Here is a 22,239-nt window from a genome sequence, read left to right as displayed (position 1 = left end):
CTCAGCGCCGCCGGGCGGCCAGAGCCTCCCGCGCGGCGGCCTCGACCGCCTCCCCCGTGAAACCGAACTCTCGGAACAGGGTCTCGCCGTCGGCGGAGGCGCCGAAGTGCTCCAGCGAGACGATCCGCCCCTCCGGGCCCACGTACTCCTTCCAGGTCAAGCGGACCCCGGCCTCGACGGCCACCCTCGCCGTCACCGACGGCGGCAGGACGGCGTCCCGGTATGCCCGGTCCTGCTCCTCGAACCACTCCACCGACGGCATCGACACCGCCCTCGCCGGTACGCCGGTCGCCTGGAGCCGCTCGCGCGCCTCGACGGCGAGGCGTACCTCGGATCCGGTGGCGATGAGGATCACCTCGGGCGCGCCGCCCTCGGCCTCCCTCAGCACGTAACCGCCCCTGGCCGCCTCCTCGTTGAGCTCGTACGTCGGCAGGTCCTCCCCCGCGAGAGCCAGGCCGTGCGGGGCGGGGGCGGTGCCGTGCCGGCGTACGATCTCGCGCCAGGCGATGGCGGTCTCGTTGGCGTCGGCGGGGCGCACCACGTTGAGGCCGGGGATGGCGCGCAGGGCCGCCAGGTGTTCGACGGGCTGGTGGGTGGGGCCGTCCTCGCCGATGCCTACGGAGTCGTGTGTCCACACGTAGGTCACGGGCAGCTTCATCAGCGCGGCAAGCCGGACCGCCGGGCGCATGTAGTCGGAGAAGACCAGGAAGGTGCCGCCGTACATCCGGGTGTTGCCGTGCAGCGCCACGCCGTTCATGGCCGAGGCCATGGCGTGCTCGCGGACGCCGAAGTGCACGGTGCGGCCGTACGGGTCGGCGCCCGGGAGCGGGTTGCCGGCGGGCAGGAAGGACGACAGCTCGTCGATGGTCGTGTGGTTCGAGCCCGCCAGATCGGCGGAGCCGCCCCACAGTTCGGGCAGCACCTCCGCCAGGGCCCTGAGGGTCGCGCCGGATGCCGTCCTGGGCGCGATCGTGTCTCCGGCCCGGAAGACCGGCACCTTCTTCTCCCAGCCCAGGGGAAGCTCACCGGCCGTGACGCGGTCGAACTCGGCCGCGCGCGCGGTGTGGGCGGCCCGCCATTCGTCGAGCCGCCGGTCCCAGGCGGCGTGCGCCGCACGGCCTCGGGCGACGGCCTCGCGGGTGTGCGCGAGGACGGCGTCCTCGACGTGGAAGTGCCGGTCGGGGTCGAGGCCCAGCACCCGTTTGGTGGCCGCGATCTCGTCCGCGCCGAGTGGCCGGCCGTGGGCCTCCTTGGTGTTCCGCGCGTGCGGGGCCGGCCAGCCGATGACCGTGCGGGCCGCGATGATCGACGGGCGCCCGGTCTCGTCCCGGGCCGCTGTCAGCGCCGCGTACAGAGCGTGCACGTCGATGTCGCCGTCGGCGGCCTGCTCGACGCGCTGGACGTGCCAGCCGTAGGCCTCGTAGCGCTTGAGCACGTCCTCGGAGAGCGCGGTCGCCGTGTCGCCCTCGCAGGAGATGTGGTTGTCGTCGTAGAGGACGACGAGGTTGCCGAGCCGCTGGTGCCCGGCGAGCGAGGACGCCTCGGCCGAGATGCCCTCCTCCATGTCGCCGTCGGAGACGATCGCCCAGATCGTGTGGTCGAACGGGGACGTGCCCGAGGGCGCCTCCGGGTCGAAGAGACCGCGCTCGAACCGGGCGGCCATCGCCATCCCGACGGCGTTGGCGATCCCCTGCCCCAGGGGCCCGGTCGTGGTCTCCACGCCGACGGTGTGACCGTGCTCGGGGTGGCCCGGGGTCCTGCTCCCCCAGCGGCGGAAGGCCTTCAGGTCGTCGAGCTCCACCCCGTAACCCGCCAGGAAGAGCTGGATGTAGAGGGTCAGACAGGCGTGCCCGTTGGAGAGGACGAAACGGTCGCGGCCGATCCATCCGGCGTCGGCCGGATCGTGCCGCATCAGGCGCTGGAAGAGGAGGTACGCGGCGGGCGCGAGGCTCATGGCCGTGCCCGGATGCCCGTCCCTCGCGTGCTCCACGGTGTCCGCCGCCAAGGCGCGGGCGGTGTCGACGGCCCGCTGGTCCAGTTCGGTCCACTCAAGATCGGTGGTGGCCGGATTCGTGCGCATACGGAGTCCAGAGCTCCTTCTCCAGGTGGCCCCCCAACCTGCCATCCCGGACCGACCGCACGACGGACCGGAGTCGCGACGTCGCCCATCTCCGCCCGAAGGGACCAGCGGGGAGCCGAGGGAGCGCCGGCGAGGTGACCTGCCCCCGCGCCGCGCTCCGAACAGGTGGCCGACGGCTCAAGCTCCAGACCCCTTCGACTCCCCCACACGATGCCGTTCCCGATCGAGGACACCCAGGCCTACGTCGCCGCGTCCGACCGGGCCATCGTGGTCGCTGCTTCGTGCACCACGCCTTCCAGCAGGCCCTCGCCTCGGTGTACCCGCAGGTGCGCGAGACCGTCGACGAGCTGCGCAGGAACGGGCAGAGGGTGTGGATCCCAGCGAACTGCCTGGCGGCGTCTACACGTTCGGGCAGCCGCGCACCTGCGATCGGCTGCTCGCGGCCGCTCACAGGACGCCGTTCAGCAGCCGGCACCACCGCTTCGTGAACAACAACGACGTCGTCCCCACCCTGCCACCGGAGCCGGCGTGTCCGACCCCTTCGCCCCCGCCTCGGACGGGGTGCGGGACCACGCCGTCAGCGTCTACCCGGCCTGCGTCGAGAAGCACCTCACCCCTTCCCGAGCGGCCCTCAGCCGTGGTGGCGCTCCAGCCGGTAGCCGTGGCCCCGTAGGGTCGTGATGGGGGGCAGGTGTACGGGGTGGGGGGACGCGGCCGTCGCGTCGGTGAGGCGGCGGCGGAGGCCGGCCATGGTGACGTCGAGGGTCTTCGTGGAGCCGGACCAGTTCTCGTCCCAGACCTCGGCCATGAGGGTCTCGCGGGAGACGGCCTCACCGGCGTGCCGGCCCAGGAGCGCGAGGAGTTCGAACTCCTTGGGGCGCAGGGGGAAGTCGGCGCCGTGCAGGGTGCAGCGGCGGGCCGCCTCGTCGACGACGAGGTCGCCGAGCGCGAGCGGTTCCGGGGGCGGGGAGGCGACGGTCCCGCGCCGCAGGTGGGCGCGGAGGCGGGCGAGGAGCACGGTCAGGCTGAAGGGTTTGACGAGGTAGTCGTCGGCTCCGGCGTCCAGGCCGGCGATGACGTCGATGTCGTCGGTGCGGGCGGTGAGGATGACGATCAGGAGCTCGGGGAAGCGGGCGCGGAGCGTGCGGGCGACGTCGAGACCGTCCATGTCGGGCAGGCCGAGGTCGAGGAGCAGCACGTCGTACGCCCCTTGGGACGCCTCCGTGAGCGCGTTCGCGCCGGTACGGCTCCAGACGGGCGCGTAGCCGTTGCCCCGCAGCGCGGTTTCGAGGTGGCGGCCGATGGTGTCGTCGTCCTCCACGACCAGCACGCCTCGGCGGCCGCGGTCCTCGGGTGTCGGGGTGCGCATGGTCGGCAGCGTACGGCCTGGCGGCCCGTCGGGTGGGTTCACAGGTCGCGCAGATCCTCTATGGCGGGGCGCCGGGCCCGGCGCACGCCGTTCAGCGCGGCGGCGAGGACGGCGGCCACGGCGGCGCCCACGGTCAGGGCCAGATAGACCACCGGGACCGCGAGGGCGGCCGGGGGCGGGTCGAAGACGCCCGTGAGCACCTTGACCAGCATCTCGGAGAGCGCCCACCCGATCAGGAGGCCGCCCGTCAGGCCGCCCGCCGTGAGCACGATCGCCTCGGTGAGGACCATGCCGCTCAGCTGGCGGCGGGTGGCGCCCAGCACGGTGGTGATCGCGAAGGTGCGGCGGCGCTCGGCGAGTCCGAGCGCGAGGACGAGACCGCCCGCCCCGGCGGCGAGCAGGACCGCGAAGGCCAGCTCGATCCGGGTCAGGCCGGCCAGGTCGACCGAGGTCAGGCTGGTGCCGACGGTGCCCCGGGTCTGGGTGAGGTCGGTGACGGTGGCACGCGTGCCGAGCTGTCCGCGCAGGTGGGCGGCGACGGCCTGCCGGCTGCCGCCGCCGGTGTCGACGAGGAAGGCGCCCACCGCGTCGCTGCCGGTCGCCTCGGTCACGTAGGAGGCGTTGGCGACGAAGAAGCTGTCCTTCGGCGCGGTCGGGAACTCCTTGACGATCCCGGCGTAGTGGAAGGGCACGGTGCGCAGGGCCCCGGTCCTGGCGTCCTGGACCCGGAGGTTGACCCGGTCGCCCGGGGAGAGCTGGAAGTCCTTCACGGTCTCCGCGCTGACCAGGAGGTTGTCGGGACGCTGGGCCAGCCTCCGCATGAGCTGTCGCGCGGTGCCGCCGGAGAAGTACGCGTCCTGGAGGGAGGTCGCCGAGGCGATCGTGTCCGGGCGCACGCCGTACAGGTCCTGGAGGTCGGAGCCCACGTAGGCGAACCGGTGCTGGAGCGGCTCGACGTGGCGGACCCCGGAGATCCGCAGCGCAGCCGCCGCGCTCGGCGGGATCCGCGCTCCCGGAGGCTCCGTGACCGTCACGTCGGCGCCGTTGGTGAGCCGGGCGTCCACTTCGGCCTGCTGCCGGTACGTCGAGTTGAACACCGAGGTGGAGACGGCGAAGGACACCGCGAGCGCCAGCAGGACCATGGAGCGGGCCAGCGGGCGGCTGCGCCGGGCCAGGACGGCCGCCGTGGTGCCGGCCAGGGTCGACGTCAGGGGCCGCGCGAGGCGGGCCAGGACCGGGCGGCCGTGGGTGAGCGCCAGGAGGGTGAGGCGCCACAGCAGCAGGGCGGCCCCGGTCCACAGCAGGGCGGGACCGAGGAAGGCCCAGTACGACACGGAGATGCCGGGTACGCCCTCGGGGGCGAGGACGAGCGCGTACCGCTTGCCGGAGGAGGCGCTGAAGACCAGCCAGGAGCCGGCCAGGAGCAGGAAGTCCAGACCGGTCCGCATCCACCAGGGCGAGGTGGTGCGGCGGGTGGTCCTGCGGGTGTCGGCGACGGTCACCGTGCGCAGGTCCCGTACGGCGGGGACGAGCACCGCGCCGGCGGCCACGGCCGCGCCGAGGACGAAGGCGATGACGTACCAGACGATCCAGGTGCCGGCGCCCGCGCCGAAGGAGGCGGTGCCGAAGGCGAGCCGGCCGGTCAGGGCCGCGAGCCAGAGGCCGGCGAGTCCGCCGGCGACGCCGACGAGCGCCGCCTCCAGGCCCGCCAGGGCCACGATCCGCCGGGGGGCGAGGCCGCGCAGCCGCAGCAGCGCCTGCTCCTGGCGGCGCCGCTCTCCGCCCGCACCGGCGACCGCGGCGGTCAGCGAGGCGGCGAGGACGGCGCCGGGGACGCCGAGGAAGAGGAAGAGGAGCTGCGCGTACAGGGCGTCCTGGCGGGCCGAGTCGAGTGCGGCGCCCAGGTTGTCGCCGACCAGCACCGAACCCGCGCCCCTGGCTTCCAGATGGTGGGCGGCGCCGGTCACCGAGGTGAACGCGGCGGCCGGGTCGTGGGGCAGGGCGGCGTCGCGGGCGACATGGATCTGCGGGGTGACGGCCGGGGCGCCACGGGTCAGGGAGGCGAACCGGGCGGCGGGCACGAGCAGGACGTTGTCGGGCGGCGCGACGGGCTGGGACTGGGGAGGCGCGCCGATCTTCTGGAACAGGGAGTCGGCCTGCGGGAGGTCGACGATCCCGTCCACCCGGACCTGGCGCACGCCCGTCGTGCCCGGCAGCCGGACACCGACGGTGGAGCCGGGGGCCGCGTGCAGGTTGGAGGCGGTCTGCTGGGCCAGGAGCACGCCGGTGGGACGTCCGGTCAGGGAGCGGATCTCGCCGGGGAAGAGGGTGCGGTACGTGCCGGGGAGACCGAGGAGCATGCCGGGGCCGGTGGTCTGGGTGCTGCCCTGCGCCGTGGCGGTGAAGGCGCTGGTGTGCGCGAAGCCGACCGGGACGGCGGAGCGTACGCCGGGCGTCGCGCGCACCAGCGACAGCGCCGCGTTCGGGTCGGCGCCGGTCTGCACCTCGACCTGCCAGGCCACGGACACCGAGCGCGCCGCCCGCTGGGTCATGGTCGCCTTGGACGCGGTCAGGAAGGAGCCGAGCGCGGCGACGAGGGCGACGGCGAGCGCGATCCCGGTCATGGCCGCGATCAGGCGTCCGGTGCGGTGGCGGGCGAGACCGTTCGCCCATGAGCTGATCATGAGGGCTCTCCTGGACGGGCGGCCGCGTCGGCGTCGGCGCCGTCCGGTGCCGTCAGGCGTCCGTCGCGCATGGCGCGGCGCACGGTGAGGCGGGCGGCGACCGCCGGGTCGTGGGTGGTGACGACGAGGGCCGCGCCCGTGGCGTCGGCCGCGGTCAGGAGCGCGTCCAGCACCCGTCCGCCGGTGGCGTGGTCGAGGCGGCCGGTGGGCTCGTCGGCCAGGATCACCCGGGGCGCCTGTGCCAGTACGCGGGCGGCGGCGACCCGCTGGGCCTGGCCGCCGGAGATCTCCTCCGGCAGCCGGTCGGCCAGGTCGGCCGCGTCGACCAGGGCGAGCGCGGCCAGGGCGGCTTCGTGCGCCCGGTCGTCGGGCGTTCCGGCGAGGACCAGGGGCAGCGCGGTGTTCTCGATGACGTCGAGCGCGGGGATGAGGCTGTCGCCCTGGAAGACGAGCCCGATGTCCCGGGGCCGCCCGGCCGGGCCCGGCCAGGTCACCGTGCCGCTGGTGGGCTGTTCGAGTCCGGCCAGCAGGTGCAGCAGCGTCGACTTGCCCGATCCGGACGGGCCGACGATCGCGAGCCGGTCCCCCGCGCGGATCCGCAGCCGGGCGCCGTGCACCGCGACGACGGCGTTCGGACCTCGGCCGAAGGTGAGGGCGGCGTCCTGACAGTCGATCAGCACGTCAGCCGGCACGTCAGCCAGCACGTCAGCCGGGGGCATGGCGCACCTCCGGACCGTGCGTGCCGGGGATCGGGGCACCGGCCTCGGCCGCCTCCGTGGCCCGGCCGTCGTCCAGGGTGATCACCCGGTCGGCGACGCGGACCGCCGCCGGGCTGTGGGTGACGATCAGGACCGCGCAGCCGTCCGCCGCGCGCTCCCTCAGGAGCTCCAGGACCCGCCGCTCGGTGCCGCCGTCGAGTTCGCCGGTCGGCTCGTCCGCGAGCAGCACGGCGGGCGCGTTCGCCAGGGCGACGGCGAGACCCGCGCGGGCCAGTTCCCCGCCGGACAGCTGCCGGGGCAGCGCGTACCGGCGTTCCCGCAGTCCCACCCGGTCCAGCAGCTCCTCGGCGGAGGAGGCGGGCCGTCCGGGTACGGCGCTCTGGGCGAGGCGTACGTTGTCGCGCACGCTGAGGTGGTGGAGCAGGTTCCGGCTCTGCAGCAGCACGCCGATGTGCCGGGCCCGCAGTCGGGCCCGCTCGGTCTCGGGCCGGTGGCTGACGCGGACGCCGTCCACCCGTACCTCGCCGCCGGACGGCTCGTCGAGCCCGGCCAGGCAGGACAGCAGGGTGGACTTGCCGGCCCCGGACGGGCCGATCACGGCGACCGTCTCGCCGCGCGCGACGCTCAGGGACACCCCGCGCAGCGCGAGGGTCTCCTCCTCCCCGGCCCGGAAGAAGCGGTACAGCTCCCGGGCGGTGAGGGCGTCGGTGTGCGGCCGCGCGGTCAAGGCGCTCACCGCCAGGCGAAGGAGTCGCTGACGATGCGCCACGGGTCGACGTTGTCGGCGTTGACCGGACCGGAGAGCGTGAGGTCCACCTCGTGGCCCTGCCGGTGGAAGGCGTACCGTTCGAAGGCGTCCCGCACGACCTTGCCGGTGACCGGGTCCGGGGCCGAGTCGCCCTGGTAGGTCAACAGCACCACGGGGCCGGCCTTCCGCTGCACCTCGGTCACCTTGGGGCTCGTGAACTTCGCGACCCGCGTGCGCAGTTGCGGTACGACCGTGCGGGTGACCGACGCGACCGTGGGAGCGGCGGAGGCGGGGACGGCGGAGATCTGGACGCGGTTGAGCTTGTCCGTGAAGAGCGTCGTGGTGCCCTGCCCGGTGCGGGCCCAGCCCTCGGGCACCTTCACCGTGAAGCCGGTGAAGCCACTGGACGGCTGGAAGGCGACGTACGCCTGGTTGTCGGGGATGTCCCCGGGCGGATTGGGCTCCGTGGCCGTGGCGGACGTCGCTCCCGCGGTCAGCACCGAGGCGAGCACCAGCCCGGTCACGAGGGCTGCGGACTTCCGTGGACGGGTCATGGCCACTGCCCTCCAGGGGACGTCGGGACCGGACGGTCACGTTCCCGACGTTAGGAGGGCGGCGGTTAACGGCCGGCGCGCCGACGGTTAGACGACGGCAAAGGCGTGCGCCGGGCCTGCCGGGTCCCGTACGGGCCGGTGGGCAGCGGCCATGATGGGGGCATGAGACAGCGCGTGGTGCGGGTGGCGCTGACCGCCGTCCTGGTCGCCCTGGTCCTGCTGGTCGTGCCCCTGGCGCTTGCCATCAGGTCCTCCCTGTACGCCGGCCAGCGCGACGCGCTGGAGCGGGCGGCCCTGGCCGCCGCCGTCCGGGTCAACCCCGACTACACCGGGGGCGACCCGGCGGAGCTTCCCGTGGCCGCGTCGCGTCAGCGGCTCGGGCTGTACGACCCGCTGCTGCGGCTGCGTGCCGGGACCGGCCCGCTACGCGGCGACGACGCGGTCCGCCGGGCCCTGGCCGGCACGGTGACCCGTTCCTCGTCCGGCGGCGAGCTGGTGGCCGCCGTGCCGGTCCCGCACGCCGAGCGGGTGATCGGCGTCGTCCGCGCGTCCTCGCCCGTGACGGACGTGCGGGGCCGGGTGCTCGCCGGCTGGGCGGCCCTGGCGGGCGGGTGCGTGGTCGCGCTCGCCGTCGCCGTCCTGGTCGCCCGCCGGCAGGCGCGGGCACTCGCCGCGCCGCTTGAGGACCTCTCCCGGCACTGCCGGGCCGTCACCGCCGGCGACCTCACCTCCAGGGCCGCGCCGAGCAGCATCGCGGAGATCGACCAGGTCGCCCGTACCCACAACGACATGCTGCGCAGCCTGTCCGAACTGCTGCGCAACGAGCGGGACTTCAGCACGAACGCCTCCCATCAGCTGCGCACCCCGCTGTCCGGCCTCCAGCTCACGCTGGAGGCCGGGCTCGCCCAGGACGACGCCCGGCCGGCGCTGCGGGAGGCGCTGGCCGCCACGCGCCGTCTGCACGAGACCGTGGAGGAGGTGCTCCGGCTCTCCCGGGTCACCGGGCCGCCCCGGCCGATGGTGCCGGACCTGCCGGTGCGGGAGCTGCTGGCCCGGACCGAGGAGCGGTGGCACGGGCTGTTCGCCCGCGACGGCAGGCGGCTGGAGCTCGCGGCCACGGACGTGCCGGACGACGCCCGCGTCCCGGGCGGACCGGTCGCGGAGATCCTGGGCGTGCTGCTGGACAACGCGCGCGTCCACGGACACGGCACGGTACGCGTCGTCTTCCGGGACCTCGACGACGCCTTCGCCTTCGACGTCACCGACGAGGGAACCGTGAACGGCGGGGACGGCGGAGACGGCGGAGACGGCGGGGACGGCGGCGGCGCCCGGCTCTTCGAGCGGGGCCACTCCGGCGGCGGACCGGGCGCCGGCATCGGGCTCTCTCTCGCCCGCGACCTCGCCCTCTCCCTCGGGGGGCGCCTGACGCTGACGCGCGCCGCGCCCACCACGTTCACCCTGCTGGTGCCGGTGGGCGGACCCTATCCCGCCCCCGTCAAGCCGGCGTAGACGACGGTGTTGGACTGGTAGCCGGTGGTGTCCGACCAGGTGCCGCCGCAGGTGATCAGACGGAGTTCGGGGCGGCCGGAGCCGCCGTAGACCTTCTCGTCGGGAAAGCGGTCCTTCGGTACGAGTTCCACGGCGTCGACCGTGAAACGGGCCGTGCGGCCGTCCTGGCGTTCCACGGTGATCTCGGCGCCCGGCGCGAGGGCGTGGAGGCGGTGGAAGACGGCCGGGCCGAAGGGGGTGTCGACGTGGCCGGCCACGAGGGCGGTGCCCGGTGCGCCGGGGGTGGTCCCGTCGGCGTACCAGCCGGCCAGGAGGGGGGCCGTCGCGGGCGGGGGCCGGAGCGCGCCCGCCGCGTCGAGCTCCAGGCGCGTCAGGAAGGCGTCCACGCCGATGGCCGGGATCCGGATGCGTACCGGGTCCGACGCGGGCAGCGGCCGGACCGCCGACCGGTCCGGGGCGGCCGCGGGAGCGGTCCGGGAGAGGGGTGAGCGGGCCTGTGCCACCGTCCCCGTGGCCGTCCCTGTCCCCGTGGCCGGGGCCGTGGCCGGGGCCGGGGCCGTGGTCATGGTCGACGCGGAAGGGGTGCCCGGTGGGTGGACCAGCAGGAGGGTTCCGGCCAGGGCCGTCCAGGCCAGGGCCTTGAAGGACGGGACGCAGCGGGGGCGCGTGCCTGGGGTGTCGGGTTCGCCCGGCGCCGGGCGTGCCCCCGGCCCCCGGCCCCGTCGCGGGGCAGGGGGCCGGGGCGGGAGTCCGTACCCCGGGGGCGGACGTATCGTCATGCCGAGGTACCGGACCGGGCGGCGCGCCGGCGCGCCCGGATCACTCCTCCGGCGACGGCTCCGCCGAGGAGCAGCCCGCCGAGGGCGAGCCGGGTGCCGTTGTCGTCGGCCGTGTCGGCCTCGGCGGCCCAGCCGAAGCCCGCGGCGACGCCGCCGTGCGGGCGGCCGGAGATCTGGTACGTGAGGGTCTCCTTGATCCGCGGCGGGCACTTGAGGGTCACCGTGTCCGTGCCGGAGACGGCGTCCTCCGGCACCTTGAACTCGCCCACCAGGACGCCCTTGCGGTCCCCGGCGAAGAGGTGGAACTGCCCGGCCACCTCCGACTCGCCCTTGCCGTAGGTCTCCTTGCCGCACGCGGTCGTGCTGACGGTGACGGTGCCGCCGGGGTAGGACTTGCCCGGGGTGATGCGGGCGGCGCCCGCGGCCTCGCCCGCGGCGGGCTCCACCGGGGCGGCCAGGGCGATGGGGGCGGACAGCGCGAGGGCTCCGGCGACCAGGGCGATCCGCAGACCGTGACGTGCGAGACGCATGCTTCTCTCCTTGTGCGGATGGTGCGGAGCCTTCTCGGCCGGCTTGCCTGCGTGGCGCCCGTGCTGTGCTCCGTGCACGAGGGAATCTCCGGCTCGTGATCTTCGCAACGCGAGCGGCGTGCGCGGGTGTCCTCCGGTCGGGCGGCTCCTCGCCCCCTCCGCCGACGTCTGCGCAGGTCAGAGCTGTGGGCGCAGGAAGTCGAGAGCGATGGGCAGTCAGGGGCGAACGGGCTAGGGGGCCTTCACCCCCTCGCGCCCGATGTCCGTCGGACGGGTGTACGGGGCGTCGTACCACCGCCGTAGGCGCGGGCGCCCCGCCCCGGAGGCGCATCCGGGGGACGTACAGCCCGCCCGGGGGATCAGTGGTGGCGGGCCGCAACGGGCGCTCATAGCGTCGCCATATGACGAAGCGACAGATCGCCCACCTGGCCTGCACCGCGGCCCTCGTGGCCTCGGGGCTGGGTGCTGCGGCCGCACCGCCCGCCGACCGCGAGACGGTGCACCGGGTGAAGCCCGGCGAATCCATTCAGCAGGCCGTCGACGCCGCACGGCCGGGGGACACCATCCTGCTCTCCCCCGGCACGTACCGCGAGAGCGTCCTGATCACCACCTCCGACCTGACGCTGCGCGGCTCCGGCGTCTCCCCCACAGTCCTCGTGCCCGCCGCGACACCGGGCGCGAACGCGTGCGCCAAGGCCGGCAACGGTCTCTGCGTGACCGGGACCAAGGACCGTCCCGTCGAGGACGTCACCGTCCGTTCGCTGACCCTGAGGGGCTTCGCGAAGAACGGTCTGTGGGCCTCCTGGACCGACCGGCTGAAGGTCCAGCGGGTGATCGCGGAGCGGAACGGGACCTGGGGCATCGGCCAGGAGCGGTCCGAGCGCGGTGTATTCACCCACGACATCGCCCGCGACAACGGCGACGCCGGACTCTTCCTGGCGAACACCGTCGACGCGGAGGGCGGGGCGGCCGACACCAAGGGCACGCTGGTCAGCCACAACCGGGTCTCCGGGAACCGGATCGGCATCACCGTACGGCGCCTGCGCAATCTGACCGTCGACCGCAACGACGCCACGGGCAACTGCGCCGCGGTCTTCGTCGTGGGCGACGAGTCCGCTCCCCGCGCCGGGGCGATGAGCGTGAGCCGGAACCACATCCACGCCAACAACAAGCTCTGCCCCAAGACCCCCCGGCTGCCGTTCCTTCAGGGCTCGGGCATCGTCCTCACCGGCACCGAGCGGACGGTGGTCGCCGAGAACAGGGTCGTGGACAACGTGGGCACCTCGCCGCTGTCGGGCGGCATCGTGCTCTTCAAGAGCTTCGTGGGCGCCCTCAACGAGCACAACGAGATCCGCGACAACGTCGTGCTGCGCAACGGCACCGCCGACCTGGCGAACCGGGACACCGGCAAGGGCAACTCCTTCCGCGGCAACACCTGCACGCTCTCCGAGCCCACGGGCATGTGCTGACCCCGCACACCCCCACCCACGGCACGACAGCAAAGGCGAGGCATCCATGACGACTGTTGATCCGGCTCCCCCGGCCCCCATGCGGCTGCGGGAGCTCGTATTCGGGGCGGCGTGCGCCGCCGCCGTACGCGCCGCGGCGCGGCTGGGCGTGGCGGACGCCCTGGGCGAGACACCCATGACCGTGGAGGACCTGGCGGCGGAGGTGAAGACCCGGCCGCAGACGCTCCGGCGGCTGCTGCGCGCCCTGTCCTGCCAGGGCGTCTTCGCGGAGCTGCCCGACGGCACCTTCACCCACACGGACATGTCCCGGCTGCTGCGCGAGGACGACCCGCACAGCCTGCGGTACATCGCGCTGTGGTGCACCGAGCCGTGGACCTGGGACGTGTGGCCGAAGCTGGACGAGGCGGTGCGCTCCGGCCGTAACGTCTTCGAGGACGTGTACGCGAAGGAGTTCTTCCCGTACCTCAACGAAGAGGCGCCCGAGTCGGCCTACGTGTTCAACCGGGCCATGACCACGTCGAGCGAGCAGTCCGCCCGGGACGTCGCCGAGCTCCTGGACCTGCACGGGGCCTCGTCGGTCGCGGACATCGGGGGCGGCCAGGGGCATGTGCTGGCGAGCCTGCTTGAGCGGCACCCCGCCCTGAGCGGCACGCTGCTCGACCTGCCGGGTGTGGTGCGGAACGTGGACCCGCGCCTGCGGGAGGGCGGTCCGCTGGCCTCCCGGGCCCGGGTCGTGGCCGGTGACTGCCGCGAGGACATCCCGGTCCGGGCGGACGTCTACGTCATCAAGAACATCCTGGAGTGGGACGACGACAGCACCCGCAGGGCGCTGGCCAACGTCCGGAAGGCGGCGCGTCCCGGCGCCCGGGTCGTCGTGATCGAGAACCTCGTGGACGACACCCCGTCGATGCGGTTCACGACGGCGATGGACCTGCTGCTGCTCCTGAACGTCGGCGGTGCGAAGCACACCCGGCAGAGCATGGTCGACCGGCTGTCGGACGCGGGGCTCGTCATCGACGCGATCCGTCCGGTCAACGCGTATCTGCACGCCTTCGAGTGCACGGTCCCGGTCTGATCGCCTGATCCCCCGGTCCGGTCCTCCTCTCCGGACACTCCTGGGCCGCCCGCTCCGCGTCCGTCGCGGAGGGGCGGCCCAGGGGTGTGTCCGCCGGTGGCCGGTTCAGGCGCCGGGCTCCCGCTCCCAGCGGTAGAAGCAGTGCGCCATGGCGTCCTTGGGGCCGCGCCAGGTCTTCGGGTCGTACGCGCTGACGTACGCCGACAGCTTCTCGCTGGTGTCGCGGAACTCCGGGTGCCCGGTCAGTTTCGCGATGGCGGGCGCCGGGTCCCGCTCGGACTCGATGAGGTGCAGGTAGACGTCGCCGAACTGGAAGAGGCTGCGTCGGGTGACGCCGACCAGGTGCGGGAGTTCGCCCCGGTCGGAGGCGGCGAACACGTCGGCGATGGCCGGCGCCGAACCGGGTGCCATGCGGGCGACGATCAGGGCGTGGTGCATCACGCGTCCTTCCTGGAGCCGGTCAGCCGCTGACCGGGGCGGTCCGGCGTTCGCGGGCGGCCTGCTCGATGCGGTCCCGGATCAGGGCCATCTGCGTGCGGGAGTTGCGGTTGATGTTGTCGGTCATCCAGTCGTCGTCGACCGGGGCGTCGGGCTTCATCGCGAAGTCCTGCACCCAGCGCATCGTGACGCCGTGGGGCTGCTGCCCGTACTCCCACCGGATGTTCATGTGGGCGAACGGTCCGGTCTCGACGCGGTGGGCGCGGACGGTGCGCCGCTCGCGGTCGACGGTGCGCTCGGACACCCAGCTCCAGACCTTCCCGTTGTCGTCCGGGTGCATGGTCAGGCGGAAGGTGGTGGCGTCGCCCTCGCGGGAGAGCACGTCGACGGAGGCGTATTCGCTGAAGAGCCGGGGCCAGTTCTCGATGTCGTTGGTGATGTCCCAGACGAGATCGAGGGGGGCGTCGATGGTGATGCTGTTGTCGGTGTGTCCTGACACGTCAGACTCCGGTCCTGAGGGTGCTGTTGACGAGGCCGACGAACTCGGCGGGCGTCTTGCTGCGCTCCGCGTCGGTCGGCAGCGCCAGGCCGTAGCGGTTCTCCAGCTCGCCGACGATGCCGAGCAGGCCGAGCGAGTCGACGCCGAGGGTGCCGAAGGGGGACTCGGCGGACCGCTCCAGCTCGCGGGGGTCGACGGTGACCCCGGCCGACTGCTTCATCAGCGTGGCCAGCTCGTCGTAGGTGAGTTCGGTGATGATCATCTGTGCTCTCTCCTTGTCCGCCCGGTCCTACCGGGCGGCGTCGCCACCGCGGCGCACTACCAGCGCCGCGTTGGATCCCATGAGTCCCCTGCTGAGGACCAGGGCCGTGCGCAGCTCGACGGGGCGAGCGCGGGACATCACCAGATCGATGTCGTGGCAGATGTCGAACACGTGGGGGGTGGGGGGCACCAGGCCGTGTTCCATGGCGAGGACCGCGGCCGCGGTGTCCAGGACGGGTGCCGCGCAGTAGGCGCGTCCGATGCCGGTCTTCGGCGCCGTGACGGGGACCCGGGCGGCGTGGGCGCCGAGGGCGTCGCCGAGGGCCAGCACCTCGGCGCGGTCGGCCGTCGGTACGCCGAGGGCGTCGGCGAAGACGACGTCGATCTCCTCCGGGGCGCAGCCGGCCTCCTCCAGGGCGACCTGGATGGCGCGGGCGAGCCCCTCCCGGGACTCCTCCCAGCGCGAGGCGCCGGTGAAGGTGGCGCCGTGGCCCGCCAGGACCGCCCGGACGGGCGCTCCGCGCTCCCGGGCGCGCTTCTCGTCCTCCACGACGAGCATCGCGCCGCCCTCCGCGGGCGCGAAGCCGCGGGCTGCCGCCGTGAAGGGGCGGTAGGCGCGGTCCGGGTCGTCGGCGGTGCTGAGCTCGGGGTAGCCGAGCTGGCAGGTCATGGAGTACGGGGCGAGCGGGGCCTCCGCCGAGCCGACGACGACCGCTTCGGTGCCGCGCCGTACGGCTCTCGCGGCGTGGGCGAGGGCGTCCAGACCGCCCGCCTCGTCGCTCGCGACCACCCCGCAGGGTCCCTTGAAGCCGCCCCGGATGGAGATCTGGCCGGTGCTGGCGGCGTAGAACCAGGCGATGGACTGGTACGGGCCGACGAACTTGGAGCCCTGTCCCCACAGCTTCTGCAGCTCGCGCTGGCCGAACTCGCCGCCGCCGGACCCGGCGGCGGTGACGACGCCGATGGAGAAGGGCTCCTCGGGGTCGTCCCGGCCGAGACCGGCGTCGTCCAGGGCGAGCGAGGCGCCCGCCATGGCGAAGTGGGTGAAGCGGTCGGTCTGGACGAGGAAGCGTTCCTCGATGAGGGTCGAGGCGTCGAAGGCGCGGACCTCGCCCGCGATCTTGAGCGGCTGGTCCTGGCATCCCTCGCGGGTGATCCGGTCCAGGACGCTGAGTCCTTCCCGTACGGACTTCCCGTACGCGTCGGTGCTCAGTCCGTTGGGGGCGATCACGCCGATCCCGGTGACGGCGGCGCGCCGTGGGTGCTCCGTGCTCATCGTTTCCTCCCGCCCGGCCCGGTCAGGAGCACGGCGGACTGGAAGCCGCCGAATCCGCTGCCGACGGAGAGCACGGTGTTCAGCTTCCGGGGGCGGGCGGTGCGCGGCACGTAGTCCAGGTCGCACTCGGGGTCGGGGGTCTCGTAGTTGGCCGTGGGCGGCACCACCTGGTGCTTCAGGGCGAGCACGCAGGCGGCGACCTCTATCGCGCCGATCGCGCCCAGCGAGTGGCCCACCATGGACTTGATGGAGCTCATGGGCGTGTCGTAGGCGTGCGCGCCCAGGGACCGTTTGACCGCCGCGGTCTCGTGCCGGTCGTTCTGCCGGGTGCCCGAGCCGTGCGCGTTGACGTAGTCGACGCGGGTGGGGTCGAGCCGGGCCTGGTCGAGGGCGCTGTCGATGGCGTGGGCCATCTCCAGGCCCTCGCCGGTCAGACCGGTCATGTGGTACGCGTTGCCGAAGGTGGCGTAGCCGCCGATCTCGCAGTAGATGTGCGCACCGCGGGCCCTGGCGTGTTCGTACTCCTCCAGGACGAGGACCGCCGCGCCCTCGCCCATGACGAAGCCGTTCCGGTTGTCGTCGAAGGGCCGGGAGGCGTGTGCGGGGTCGTCGTTGTCGGGTGACGTGGCCTTGATGGCGTCGAAGCAGGCCATCGTGATCGGGGATATCGGGGAGTCCGACGCCCCGGCGATGCAGACGTCCGCCCGGCCCTCCTCGATGGTGTGGAAGGCGTAGCCGACGGCGTCGAGGCCGGAGGTGCAGCCGGTGGAGACGGTCTGCACGGGGCCGCGGGCGCCGAACTGTTCGGCCACGACCGAGGCGAGCGTGCTGGGCGAGAACGCCAGGTGCAGTTTGGGTCCGGCCGCGCGGTGGTCCACGTCCCATCGCCGGCCGCTCTCGCTGACCAGGACGTAGTCGTGTTCCAGGCGGGTGGTGCCGCCGACCGCGCTGCCCAGGGAGACGCCGACGCGCCAGGGGTCCTCGGTGCCGGTGTCGAGTCCGGAGTCGTCGACGGCCTCCTTGGCGGCGACCATGGCGAACTGGATGTACCGGTCGGCGTGTTCGCTCAGTTCGGGGTCGAGGTCGTGGTCCCGGGGGTCGAAGTCGCACTCGGCGGCTATCCGGGAGCGCAGTCCGGCCGGGTCGAAGAGGGTGATGCCGCGGGTCGCGGTGCGGCCGTCGGAGAGGAGGTCCCAGAACGCCGTCGCGCCGGTGCCGCCCGGAGCGACCACCCCTATGCCGGTGATCGCCACACGCCGCCTCACTCGACGGCCCCGCTTCGTTCGGGCACCTGACCGGGATCGCCCACGGTCAGGTGCGGCCCGGCGTCGGCTTCGATGGCGTCCTCGGTGGCCTCCGTGTCGACATGGCCGAGGCTCGGCCGGGGCGCGAGCGGGCCGAGGTGGAAGACCATCCGGGCCTCGGCGTCGCCGACGTTGCGGAACCGGTGCCGTACGTCGATGGGGATCAGCAGCCCCTGGTCGGGCCGGAGCGCGTGCGTCTCGCCGTCCAGGTCCACTTCGAGGCTGCCGGAGACGACGTACACGAACTCCTCGGAGTACGGGTGGTAGTGCTCGCCGATGCGCTCGCCGGGCTGGATGATCGCCAGGCCCATGAAGCCGCTGGTGGAGCCCACCGTGGCCGGCGTGAGCATGGCCCGCAGGTCGCCTCCGCGTCTGCGGTTGGGTTCCGTCTCGCTGAGGTCCACGATGCGGGGACGGCTCTTCAGCATGGTTGTTACCTCCGGGTGGGGCAGGGACGTGCCAGGGGGACGGCCCGTGGCCTGGGCCGCTGCCGCGGGTCAGGAGCCCGCCGCGCTGCGGTCCGTGACGGGGAGCATGTCGGCGTGGGAGAGCAGGCGGTTGATGTTGCGCTCGGTCTCCAGGGAGCCCTCGACGCCGATCGCGGCGCCGTCGAGGAGACGTTCCAGTTCGGCGGCCTTGCCGGGCCCGGTGAGGCCGAGCGAGGCGATCGGGTCGCGGTCGAGGTCGCCCGTGCTGTCGACGAGGCGGACCACGATGTCGTCGCGCTGGAAGACGGTGCTGCTGTACACGGGGCTCGTCGGATCGGCCGCCGCGGCCTCGTCCTGCCCGGCGAGCAGCCGGGCGAGCTCCATCCCGCGGCCTTCCTTGGCCGGGTAGTACAGCGCGTGCCGCCGCAGTCCCTCGGGGGCCGGCCGGGCCGCCACCACGTGCTGTACGGCGGGGAGCGCGGCGCGGGTGAAGAAGACCCGCGCCGACTCGGGGTCGGTCAGGTCGCGGTCCTGCTCCAGGTACGGGTTGATGGCCTCCTCGACCGCCCGCACCTCGGGCTGGCGGGCCACGTGGCGCAGGGCCGCGAGGAGGTCGCCCTCGACCTCGACGGCGCGCACGACGCGGTTGCCGTGCATGAAGAGCGAGGTGCGGCGCAGCCGGGTGGCCTCGTCGACCTGGGCGTTGGGGGACTCGTACGCCGACAGCAGCTCGGCCACCTTCGACTCGGAGCCGGGCTTGACGGTGAAGGTGAGGGCGTGGCGTGCCACGCCGTCGCCGACGCGGGCGGCGACCTGCTCGCCCGCCGCCGGATCGGGGGTGTGCGGCTGCCGGGGCCCGGTCTCGCGCAGGATGCTGTAGCGCATCGACCGGGTGTCCCGGACGCAGCTGTGCATCGGCTTGACGGTCTCCACGTGCTCCTCGCTGTTCACCCAGGCGAGGAACGGGGGCGCGCTCTCCCACTCGCTGGTGATGAGCCACTGCGAGGGGTTCTCGATGGACTGGCAGAGCTGGTCGCTGAGGTGGCCGGGGACGGAGGCGACCTGTCTGCGCATGAGCTCGTACGCCTCCAGGAACTGCTGCTGGGCGCCTTCGTACAGGTCGAGCAGCAGGATCACCCGCAGCTTCGAGCCGTCGAAGGCGGACTGCGACACGCGTCCCGGAATCGTCATGGTCATCGGGAGGGCCTCTCTCTCACGTGGGCCGGGGTCGTCATGTGCCGATCCTTGGCAGCTGACCGGTGCCACGCGAGTCCCACGGGGCGGATGAGTGAACCGCGTGTCATTCGGGTGCCCCGAACGAAGGAACCGGCCCTCCGGAGGGCATGCATACGCATCCCATCCCCGACCCGCGTCGCAGATGGCGCTGGAGGCGATCAATGAACCGATTCGAAGAGGCCGGCGAGGTCGGTCACCGTACGCCCGTCCTCATCGTCGGTGGCTCTCTGGTGGGCCTGTCCACCTCGCTGTTCCTGGGGCGTCTCGGCGTTCCGCACGTCCTCGTGGAGCGCCATTCGGGCACATCGATCCATCCCCGGGGGCGCGGCAACAACGTGCGCACGATGGAGGTGTTCAGGACGGCGGGTGTCGAGCGGCGCATCGAGGAGGCCGCGTCGGTCCTGGCCGGCAACAACGGCATCCTGCAGACCCCGAGCCTGGTCGGCGACGTCGGCGAGTGGCTGTTCAAGGAGATCGACCCGGGCGGTGGGGTGGCCCGCTTCAGCCCGGCCGGCTGGTGCCTGTGCAGCCAGAACGATCTGGAGCCGGTACTGCTGGAGCGCGCCCGGGAGCTGGGCGGGGATCTGCGGTTCTCGACGGAGCTGATGTCGTTCGAGCAGGACGCCGAAGGGGTGACCGCGCAGGTCAAGAGCCGCGAGACGGGTGAGCACACCACCATCCGGGCGGACTATCTCGTCGCGGCGGACGGCCCGCGCAGCCCGATCCGCGAGCGGCTCGGGATCGGGCAGACCGGTCCGGGCGACCTCTTCCACAACGTGAGCGTCACCTTCGTCTCGCGGGACCTCGCGGCCGTCGTGGGCGACCGGCGCTTCATCGTCTGCTACCTGACGAATCCGGAGGCCGACGGGGCGCTGCTGCCGGTGGACAACCAGGAGCGCTGGGTGTTCCACGCGCCCTGGCATCCCGAACACGGCGAAACTCTGGAGGAGTTCACCGACGAGCGGTGCGCGGAACACATCCGGCGGGCCGTGGGCGTGCCGGACCTCCATGTGGAGATCACCGGCCGGGCGCCGTGGCACGCCGCCGAGCGGATCGCCGAACGGTACGCGGACGGGCGGGTGTTCCTCGTCGGCGACGCGGCGCACGAGATGCCGCCCACCGGGGCGTTCGGCTCCAACACCGGTATCCAGGACGCGCACAACCTCGCCTGGAAGCTGTCCGCCGTGCTGGGCGGCTGGGCCGGGCCGGGCCTGCTCGCGTCCTACGACGCGGAGCGCCGGCCGGTCGCGGAGGCGACGAGCGCCCGCGCCTCCTCGCGTTCGGTGGAGCACAGCCACCCCGGGTACGCCCCCGGCCCCGGCGCCGGCAACCCCGGGGCCAGGAAGGGCGGCATCCTCAATGTGGCGTTGGGCTACCGCTATCCGCAGGGCGCGGTCCTGGGCGCCGACGTGACGGTCCCGGTCGTGCCCGAGGGGCTGCGGCTGACGGGCGAGCCCGGGAGCCGCGCACCCCACCTGTGGCTGAACCGCGCGGGCAACCGGGTCTCCACCCTTGACCTGTACGAGCGGTCGCCGGTGCTGCTCAGCGGTGCGCGGTCCGGCGGCGGCTGGCCCGAGGCGGCCCGGCGCGTCGCCGCGGAGCTCTCGGTGCCGGTCGAGGCGTACCGGATCGGCGACGGTCCCGACGCGGAGCTGTCCCCCGCGGCGGGCGACGCCGACTGGGCGGAGGCGCACGGCGTCGGCCCGGACGGCGCGGTGCTCGTACGCCCCGACGGCTTCGTCGCCTGGCGCTCCGAGGGGCCGTCGGAGGACCCGGAGGCTGAGCTGCGCCGGGTCCTGGCGGCGGTCCTGGACCGGTAGCGACGCGGGGCCTCCCCCAGCCCGCGCGGGGCCTCCCCCACCGCGGGGTGGGAGGGGGCCCCGTCCGTGCGCCCCTTCGGACCGGCGGGAACGCGACGGCTCACGCGATCATCTGACTACACTCCGTATCTACTCGGTTCTGGGGAGTGTCATGGTGGTGCGCGCGGAGGTCGTGGTCGTCGGGGCCGGCATGTTCGGTTCGGCGGCCGCCAAGTACATCGGCCGGGCCGGTGCGGACGTGCTGGTGATCGGGCCCGAGGCGTCCGCCGGTGGCGGGTCGGCGCCGTTGTCCGCGTACAGCGCCCATCGCGACGAGGCGCGGATCGTGCGGCGCCTGGGCTGGGACCGGGTGTGGGGGACCTTGGACACCCGTTCGGCGGATCGACTGCCCACGATCGAGGGGGAGTCCGGGGTCGGCTTCTTCACCGAGTGCGGCGCCCTCGCACTGATGGGCAAGGGGGTGCGGGACCGTACGAGGGAGATGCTGCGGCTGAGCGCGGCGGCCGGCGTCACGGTCGAGGAGGTCTCCGGGACGACGCTGGGGACGGACTTTCCCGACCTGGGCGTTCCCCTGGTGGCCGGCGGGGTCGACGGGCTGCTTGAGCGACGGAACGCCGGGTATCTCAACCCGCGCCTGATGGTCCGGGCGCAGCTGGAGCTGGCCAGGGCGGCCGGTGCCCGGCTGGCCCGCGGGCATGTGGTGGACGTGCGCCACGGGGGCGGCGCGCGGGGGCCGTGGACGCTTCAGGTCGCCACGGGCCAGGGCGAGTTCGAGGTGCGTGCGGAGAAAGTGCTGGTCGCCGCCGGGTCCCTGCTCAACCGGAGCGGGGCCCTGCCCGCCGCACGCGAGCTCGACCTCCAGGCCTTCACCGAGCCCAATCTGCTCTTCGAGGTGGCCGGGGAGCAACTGCGACGCCTCCTGGCCCTCCCCACCGTCGTGGTCGTCGACCCCGAGGACTCGGGGAACGACAACCTGTCCGCCTACCTCCTGCCCCCGGTCCGCTACCCCGACGGCAAGTGGTACGTACGGATCGGCCCGGGCATGCAGCCGTTGGTGCACGAGCTGCGCACCGCCTCGGAGATGCGCGCCTGGTGCGCCGCGCAGACCGTCACGCGTGAACAGGCGCTGTTCCTCCGGAACGCCATGCGTACGCTGATCCCCGCCCTGGAGCCGGTCTCCGTGCACGCGGCATGCTGCGTCGTCGACAAGACGCCCACCCGCCACCCCTACATCGGCGCCCTCGACGAGGACGGCACGCTCACCGTGGCGGTCGGCGGCAACGGTCACGGTGCTCGCGGCTCCGACGAGATCGGGCGCCTCGCCGCGACGGTCGTCCTGGGGCAGGCGTGGGACTTCCCCCTCCCCCAGGAGGTGTTCGCCCCTCGGGCGGCGGCTCCCGACCCCGCGTCGGCGCGGGTCCGGCCCGGCTACCTCACACCGCCGTACGGGCTGTGCTGACC

The 22,239-nt window shown here is 73.7% G+C and carries 21 protein-coding genes; 6 read left to right on the top strand and 15 right to left on the bottom strand.

Annotated elements, in window-relative coordinates; genetic code table 11:
• Position 1 precedes the first annotated feature (1 nt).
• Entirely contained in the window at positions 2–2,080 is a 2,079-nt protein-coding gene (tkt, locus tag ABTZ54_RS02405; protein ID WP_351656046.1) for a transketolase, read from the bottom strand.
• Here tkt and ABTZ54_RS02400 point away from each other — a divergent pair.
• On the top strand, positions 1,992–2,753 hold the full coding sequence (locus tag ABTZ54_RS02400; protein WP_351656044.1) for a lipase family protein: 762 nt from the start codon (positions 1,992–1,994) through the stop codon (positions 2,751–2,753). The genes tkt and ABTZ54_RS02400 overlap by 89 nt on opposite strands.
• On the opposite strand, the gene ABTZ54_RS02395 is transcribed toward ABTZ54_RS02400, so the two are convergent.
• The 5 genes from ABTZ54_RS02395 to ABTZ54_RS02375 are packed head-to-tail and all read right to left on the bottom strand — an operon-like array spanning position 2,712 to position 8,154.
• The gene (locus ABTZ54_RS02395) at positions 2,712–3,449 is read right to left on the bottom strand and encodes a response regulator transcription factor (RefSeq protein ID WP_351656041.1); all 738 of its coding nucleotides are present in this window, start codon (positions 3,447–3,449) and stop codon (positions 2,712–2,714) included. The two genes, ABTZ54_RS02400 and ABTZ54_RS02395, sit on opposite strands and share 42 nt — an antisense overlap.
• A 38-nt stretch (positions 3,450–3,487) precedes the next feature.
• Entirely contained in the window at positions 3,488–6,133 is a 2,646-nt protein-coding gene (locus ABTZ54_RS02390; protein ID WP_351656037.1) for an ABC transporter permease, read from the bottom strand.
• Positions 6,130–6,852: an ABC transporter ATP-binding protein gene (locus ABTZ54_RS02385; RefSeq protein ID WP_351656031.1), complete on the bottom strand. Its 723-nt coding sequence runs from the start codon at positions 6,850–6,852 to the stop codon at positions 6,130–6,132. The genes ABTZ54_RS02390 and ABTZ54_RS02385 overlap by 4 nt, the downstream gene beginning before the upstream one ends.
• Entirely contained in the window at positions 6,839–7,579 is a 741-nt protein-coding gene (locus ABTZ54_RS02380) for an ABC transporter ATP-binding protein (RefSeq protein ID WP_502997161.1), read from the bottom strand. Before ABTZ54_RS02380 ends, ABTZ54_RS02385 begins: the two co-directional genes overlap by 14 nt.
• Before the next feature lie 5 nt (positions 7,580–7,584).
• Positions 7,585–8,154, bottom strand: a complete 570-nt coding sequence (locus tag ABTZ54_RS02375; protein WP_351656019.1) for a hypothetical protein — start codon at positions 8,152–8,154, stop codon at positions 7,585–7,587.
• A 162-nt stretch (positions 8,155–8,316) separates the two neighbouring features.
• On the opposite strand from ABTZ54_RS02375, the gene ABTZ54_RS02370 reads away from it, so the two are divergent.
• On the top strand, positions 8,317–9,663 hold the full coding sequence (locus ABTZ54_RS02370) for a HAMP domain-containing sensor histidine kinase (protein ID WP_351656013.1): 1,347 nt from the start codon (positions 8,317–8,319) through the stop codon (positions 9,661–9,663).
• Here ABTZ54_RS02370 and ABTZ54_RS02365 read toward each other — a convergent pair.
• Positions 9,636–10,229, bottom strand: coding sequence for a class F sortase (locus ABTZ54_RS02365; protein ID WP_351656007.1), 594 nt, complete (start codon positions 10,227–10,229; stop codon positions 9,636–9,638). The genes ABTZ54_RS02370 and ABTZ54_RS02365 overlap by 28 nt on opposite strands.
• Before the next feature lie 209 nt (positions 10,230–10,438).
• Positions 10,439–10,972, bottom strand: a complete 534-nt coding sequence (locus ABTZ54_RS02360; protein WP_351656002.1) for a sortase — start codon at positions 10,970–10,972, stop codon at positions 10,439–10,441.
• A 401-nt stretch (positions 10,973–11,373) separates the two neighbouring features.
• Between ABTZ54_RS02360 and ABTZ54_RS02355 the strand changes: the two genes are divergently transcribed.
• Both ABTZ54_RS02355 and ABTZ54_RS02350 read left to right on the top strand, forming a co-directional pair.
• A complete protein-coding gene (locus tag ABTZ54_RS02355; RefSeq protein WP_351655996.1) occupies positions 11,374–12,441 on the top strand; it encodes a right-handed parallel beta-helix repeat-containing protein in 1,068 nt (355 codons plus the stop codon).
• Between the two features lie 46 nt (positions 12,442–12,487).
• Positions 12,488–13,516, top strand: a complete 1,029-nt coding sequence (locus ABTZ54_RS02350; protein WP_351655991.1) for a methyltransferase — start codon at positions 12,488–12,490, stop codon at positions 13,514–13,516.
• Positions 13,517–13,621: 105 nt separating this feature from the next.
• On the opposite strand, the gene ABTZ54_RS02345 is transcribed toward ABTZ54_RS02350, so the two are convergent.
• From ABTZ54_RS02345 to ABTZ54_RS02315, 7 genes are all read right to left on the bottom strand, one after another.
• Entirely contained in the window at positions 13,622–13,954 is a 333-nt protein-coding gene (locus tag ABTZ54_RS02345; RefSeq protein ID WP_351656442.1) for a TcmI family type II polyketide cyclase, read from the bottom strand.
• A gap of 22 nt (positions 13,955–13,976) precedes the next feature.
• Positions 13,977–14,453: an SRPBCC family protein gene (locus ABTZ54_RS02340; protein ID WP_351655987.1), complete on the bottom strand. Its 477-nt coding sequence runs from the start codon at positions 14,451–14,453 to the stop codon at positions 13,977–13,979.
• Position 14,454: 1 nt separating this feature from the next.
• The gene (locus tag ABTZ54_RS02335) at positions 14,455–14,715 is read right to left on the bottom strand and encodes an acyl carrier protein (RefSeq protein WP_351655984.1); all 261 of its coding nucleotides are present in this window, start codon (positions 14,713–14,715) and stop codon (positions 14,455–14,457) included.
• Between the two features lie 27 nt (positions 14,716–14,742).
• Positions 14,743–15,990 (bottom strand): ketosynthase chain-length factor, encoded by a 1,248-nt coding sequence (locus tag ABTZ54_RS02330; protein WP_351655981.1) that lies wholly within the window; start codon positions 15,988–15,990, stop codon positions 14,743–14,745.
• Complete coding sequence (locus ABTZ54_RS02325; RefSeq protein ID WP_351655978.1) at positions 15,987–17,255, bottom strand: beta-ketoacyl-[acyl-carrier-protein] synthase family protein; 1,269 nt, start codon at positions 17,253–17,255, stop codon at positions 15,987–15,989. The genes ABTZ54_RS02330 and ABTZ54_RS02325 overlap by 4 nt, the downstream gene beginning before the upstream one ends.
• Positions 17,252–17,722: a cupin domain-containing protein gene (locus ABTZ54_RS02320; protein WP_351655975.1), complete on the bottom strand. Its 471-nt coding sequence runs from the start codon at positions 17,720–17,722 to the stop codon at positions 17,252–17,254. The genes ABTZ54_RS02325 and ABTZ54_RS02320 overlap by 4 nt, the downstream gene beginning before the upstream one ends.
• Positions 17,723–17,791: 69 nt before the next feature.
• Complete coding sequence (locus tag ABTZ54_RS02315) at positions 17,792–18,913, bottom strand: SchA/CurD-like domain-containing protein (protein ID WP_351656439.1); 1,122 nt, start codon at positions 18,911–18,913, stop codon at positions 17,792–17,794.
• A 206-nt stretch (positions 18,914–19,119) separates the two neighbouring features.
• Between ABTZ54_RS02315 and ABTZ54_RS02310 the strand changes: the two genes are divergently transcribed.
• Together ABTZ54_RS02310 and ABTZ54_RS02305 are read left to right on the top strand one after the other, a co-directional pair.
• On the top strand, positions 19,120–20,778 hold the full coding sequence (locus ABTZ54_RS02310) for an FAD-dependent oxidoreductase (protein WP_351655972.1): 1,659 nt from the start codon (positions 19,120–19,122) through the stop codon (positions 20,776–20,778).
• 151 nt (positions 20,779–20,929) lie between these two features.
• Positions 20,930–22,237, top strand: a complete 1,308-nt coding sequence (locus ABTZ54_RS02305) for an NAD(P)/FAD-dependent oxidoreductase (protein WP_351655969.1) — start codon at positions 20,930–20,932, stop codon at positions 22,235–22,237.
• The last annotated feature ends 2 nt before the right edge of the window (positions 22,238–22,239 follow it).

Source organism: Streptomyces sp. NPDC094032 (genome assembly GCF_040303965.1).
Lineage (GTDB): Bacteria > Actinomycetota > Actinomycetes > Streptomycetales > Streptomycetaceae > Streptomyces.
Note: the sequence above shows the minus strand (reverse complement) of the source record. Positions and strands in the feature narration are given on the sequence as shown.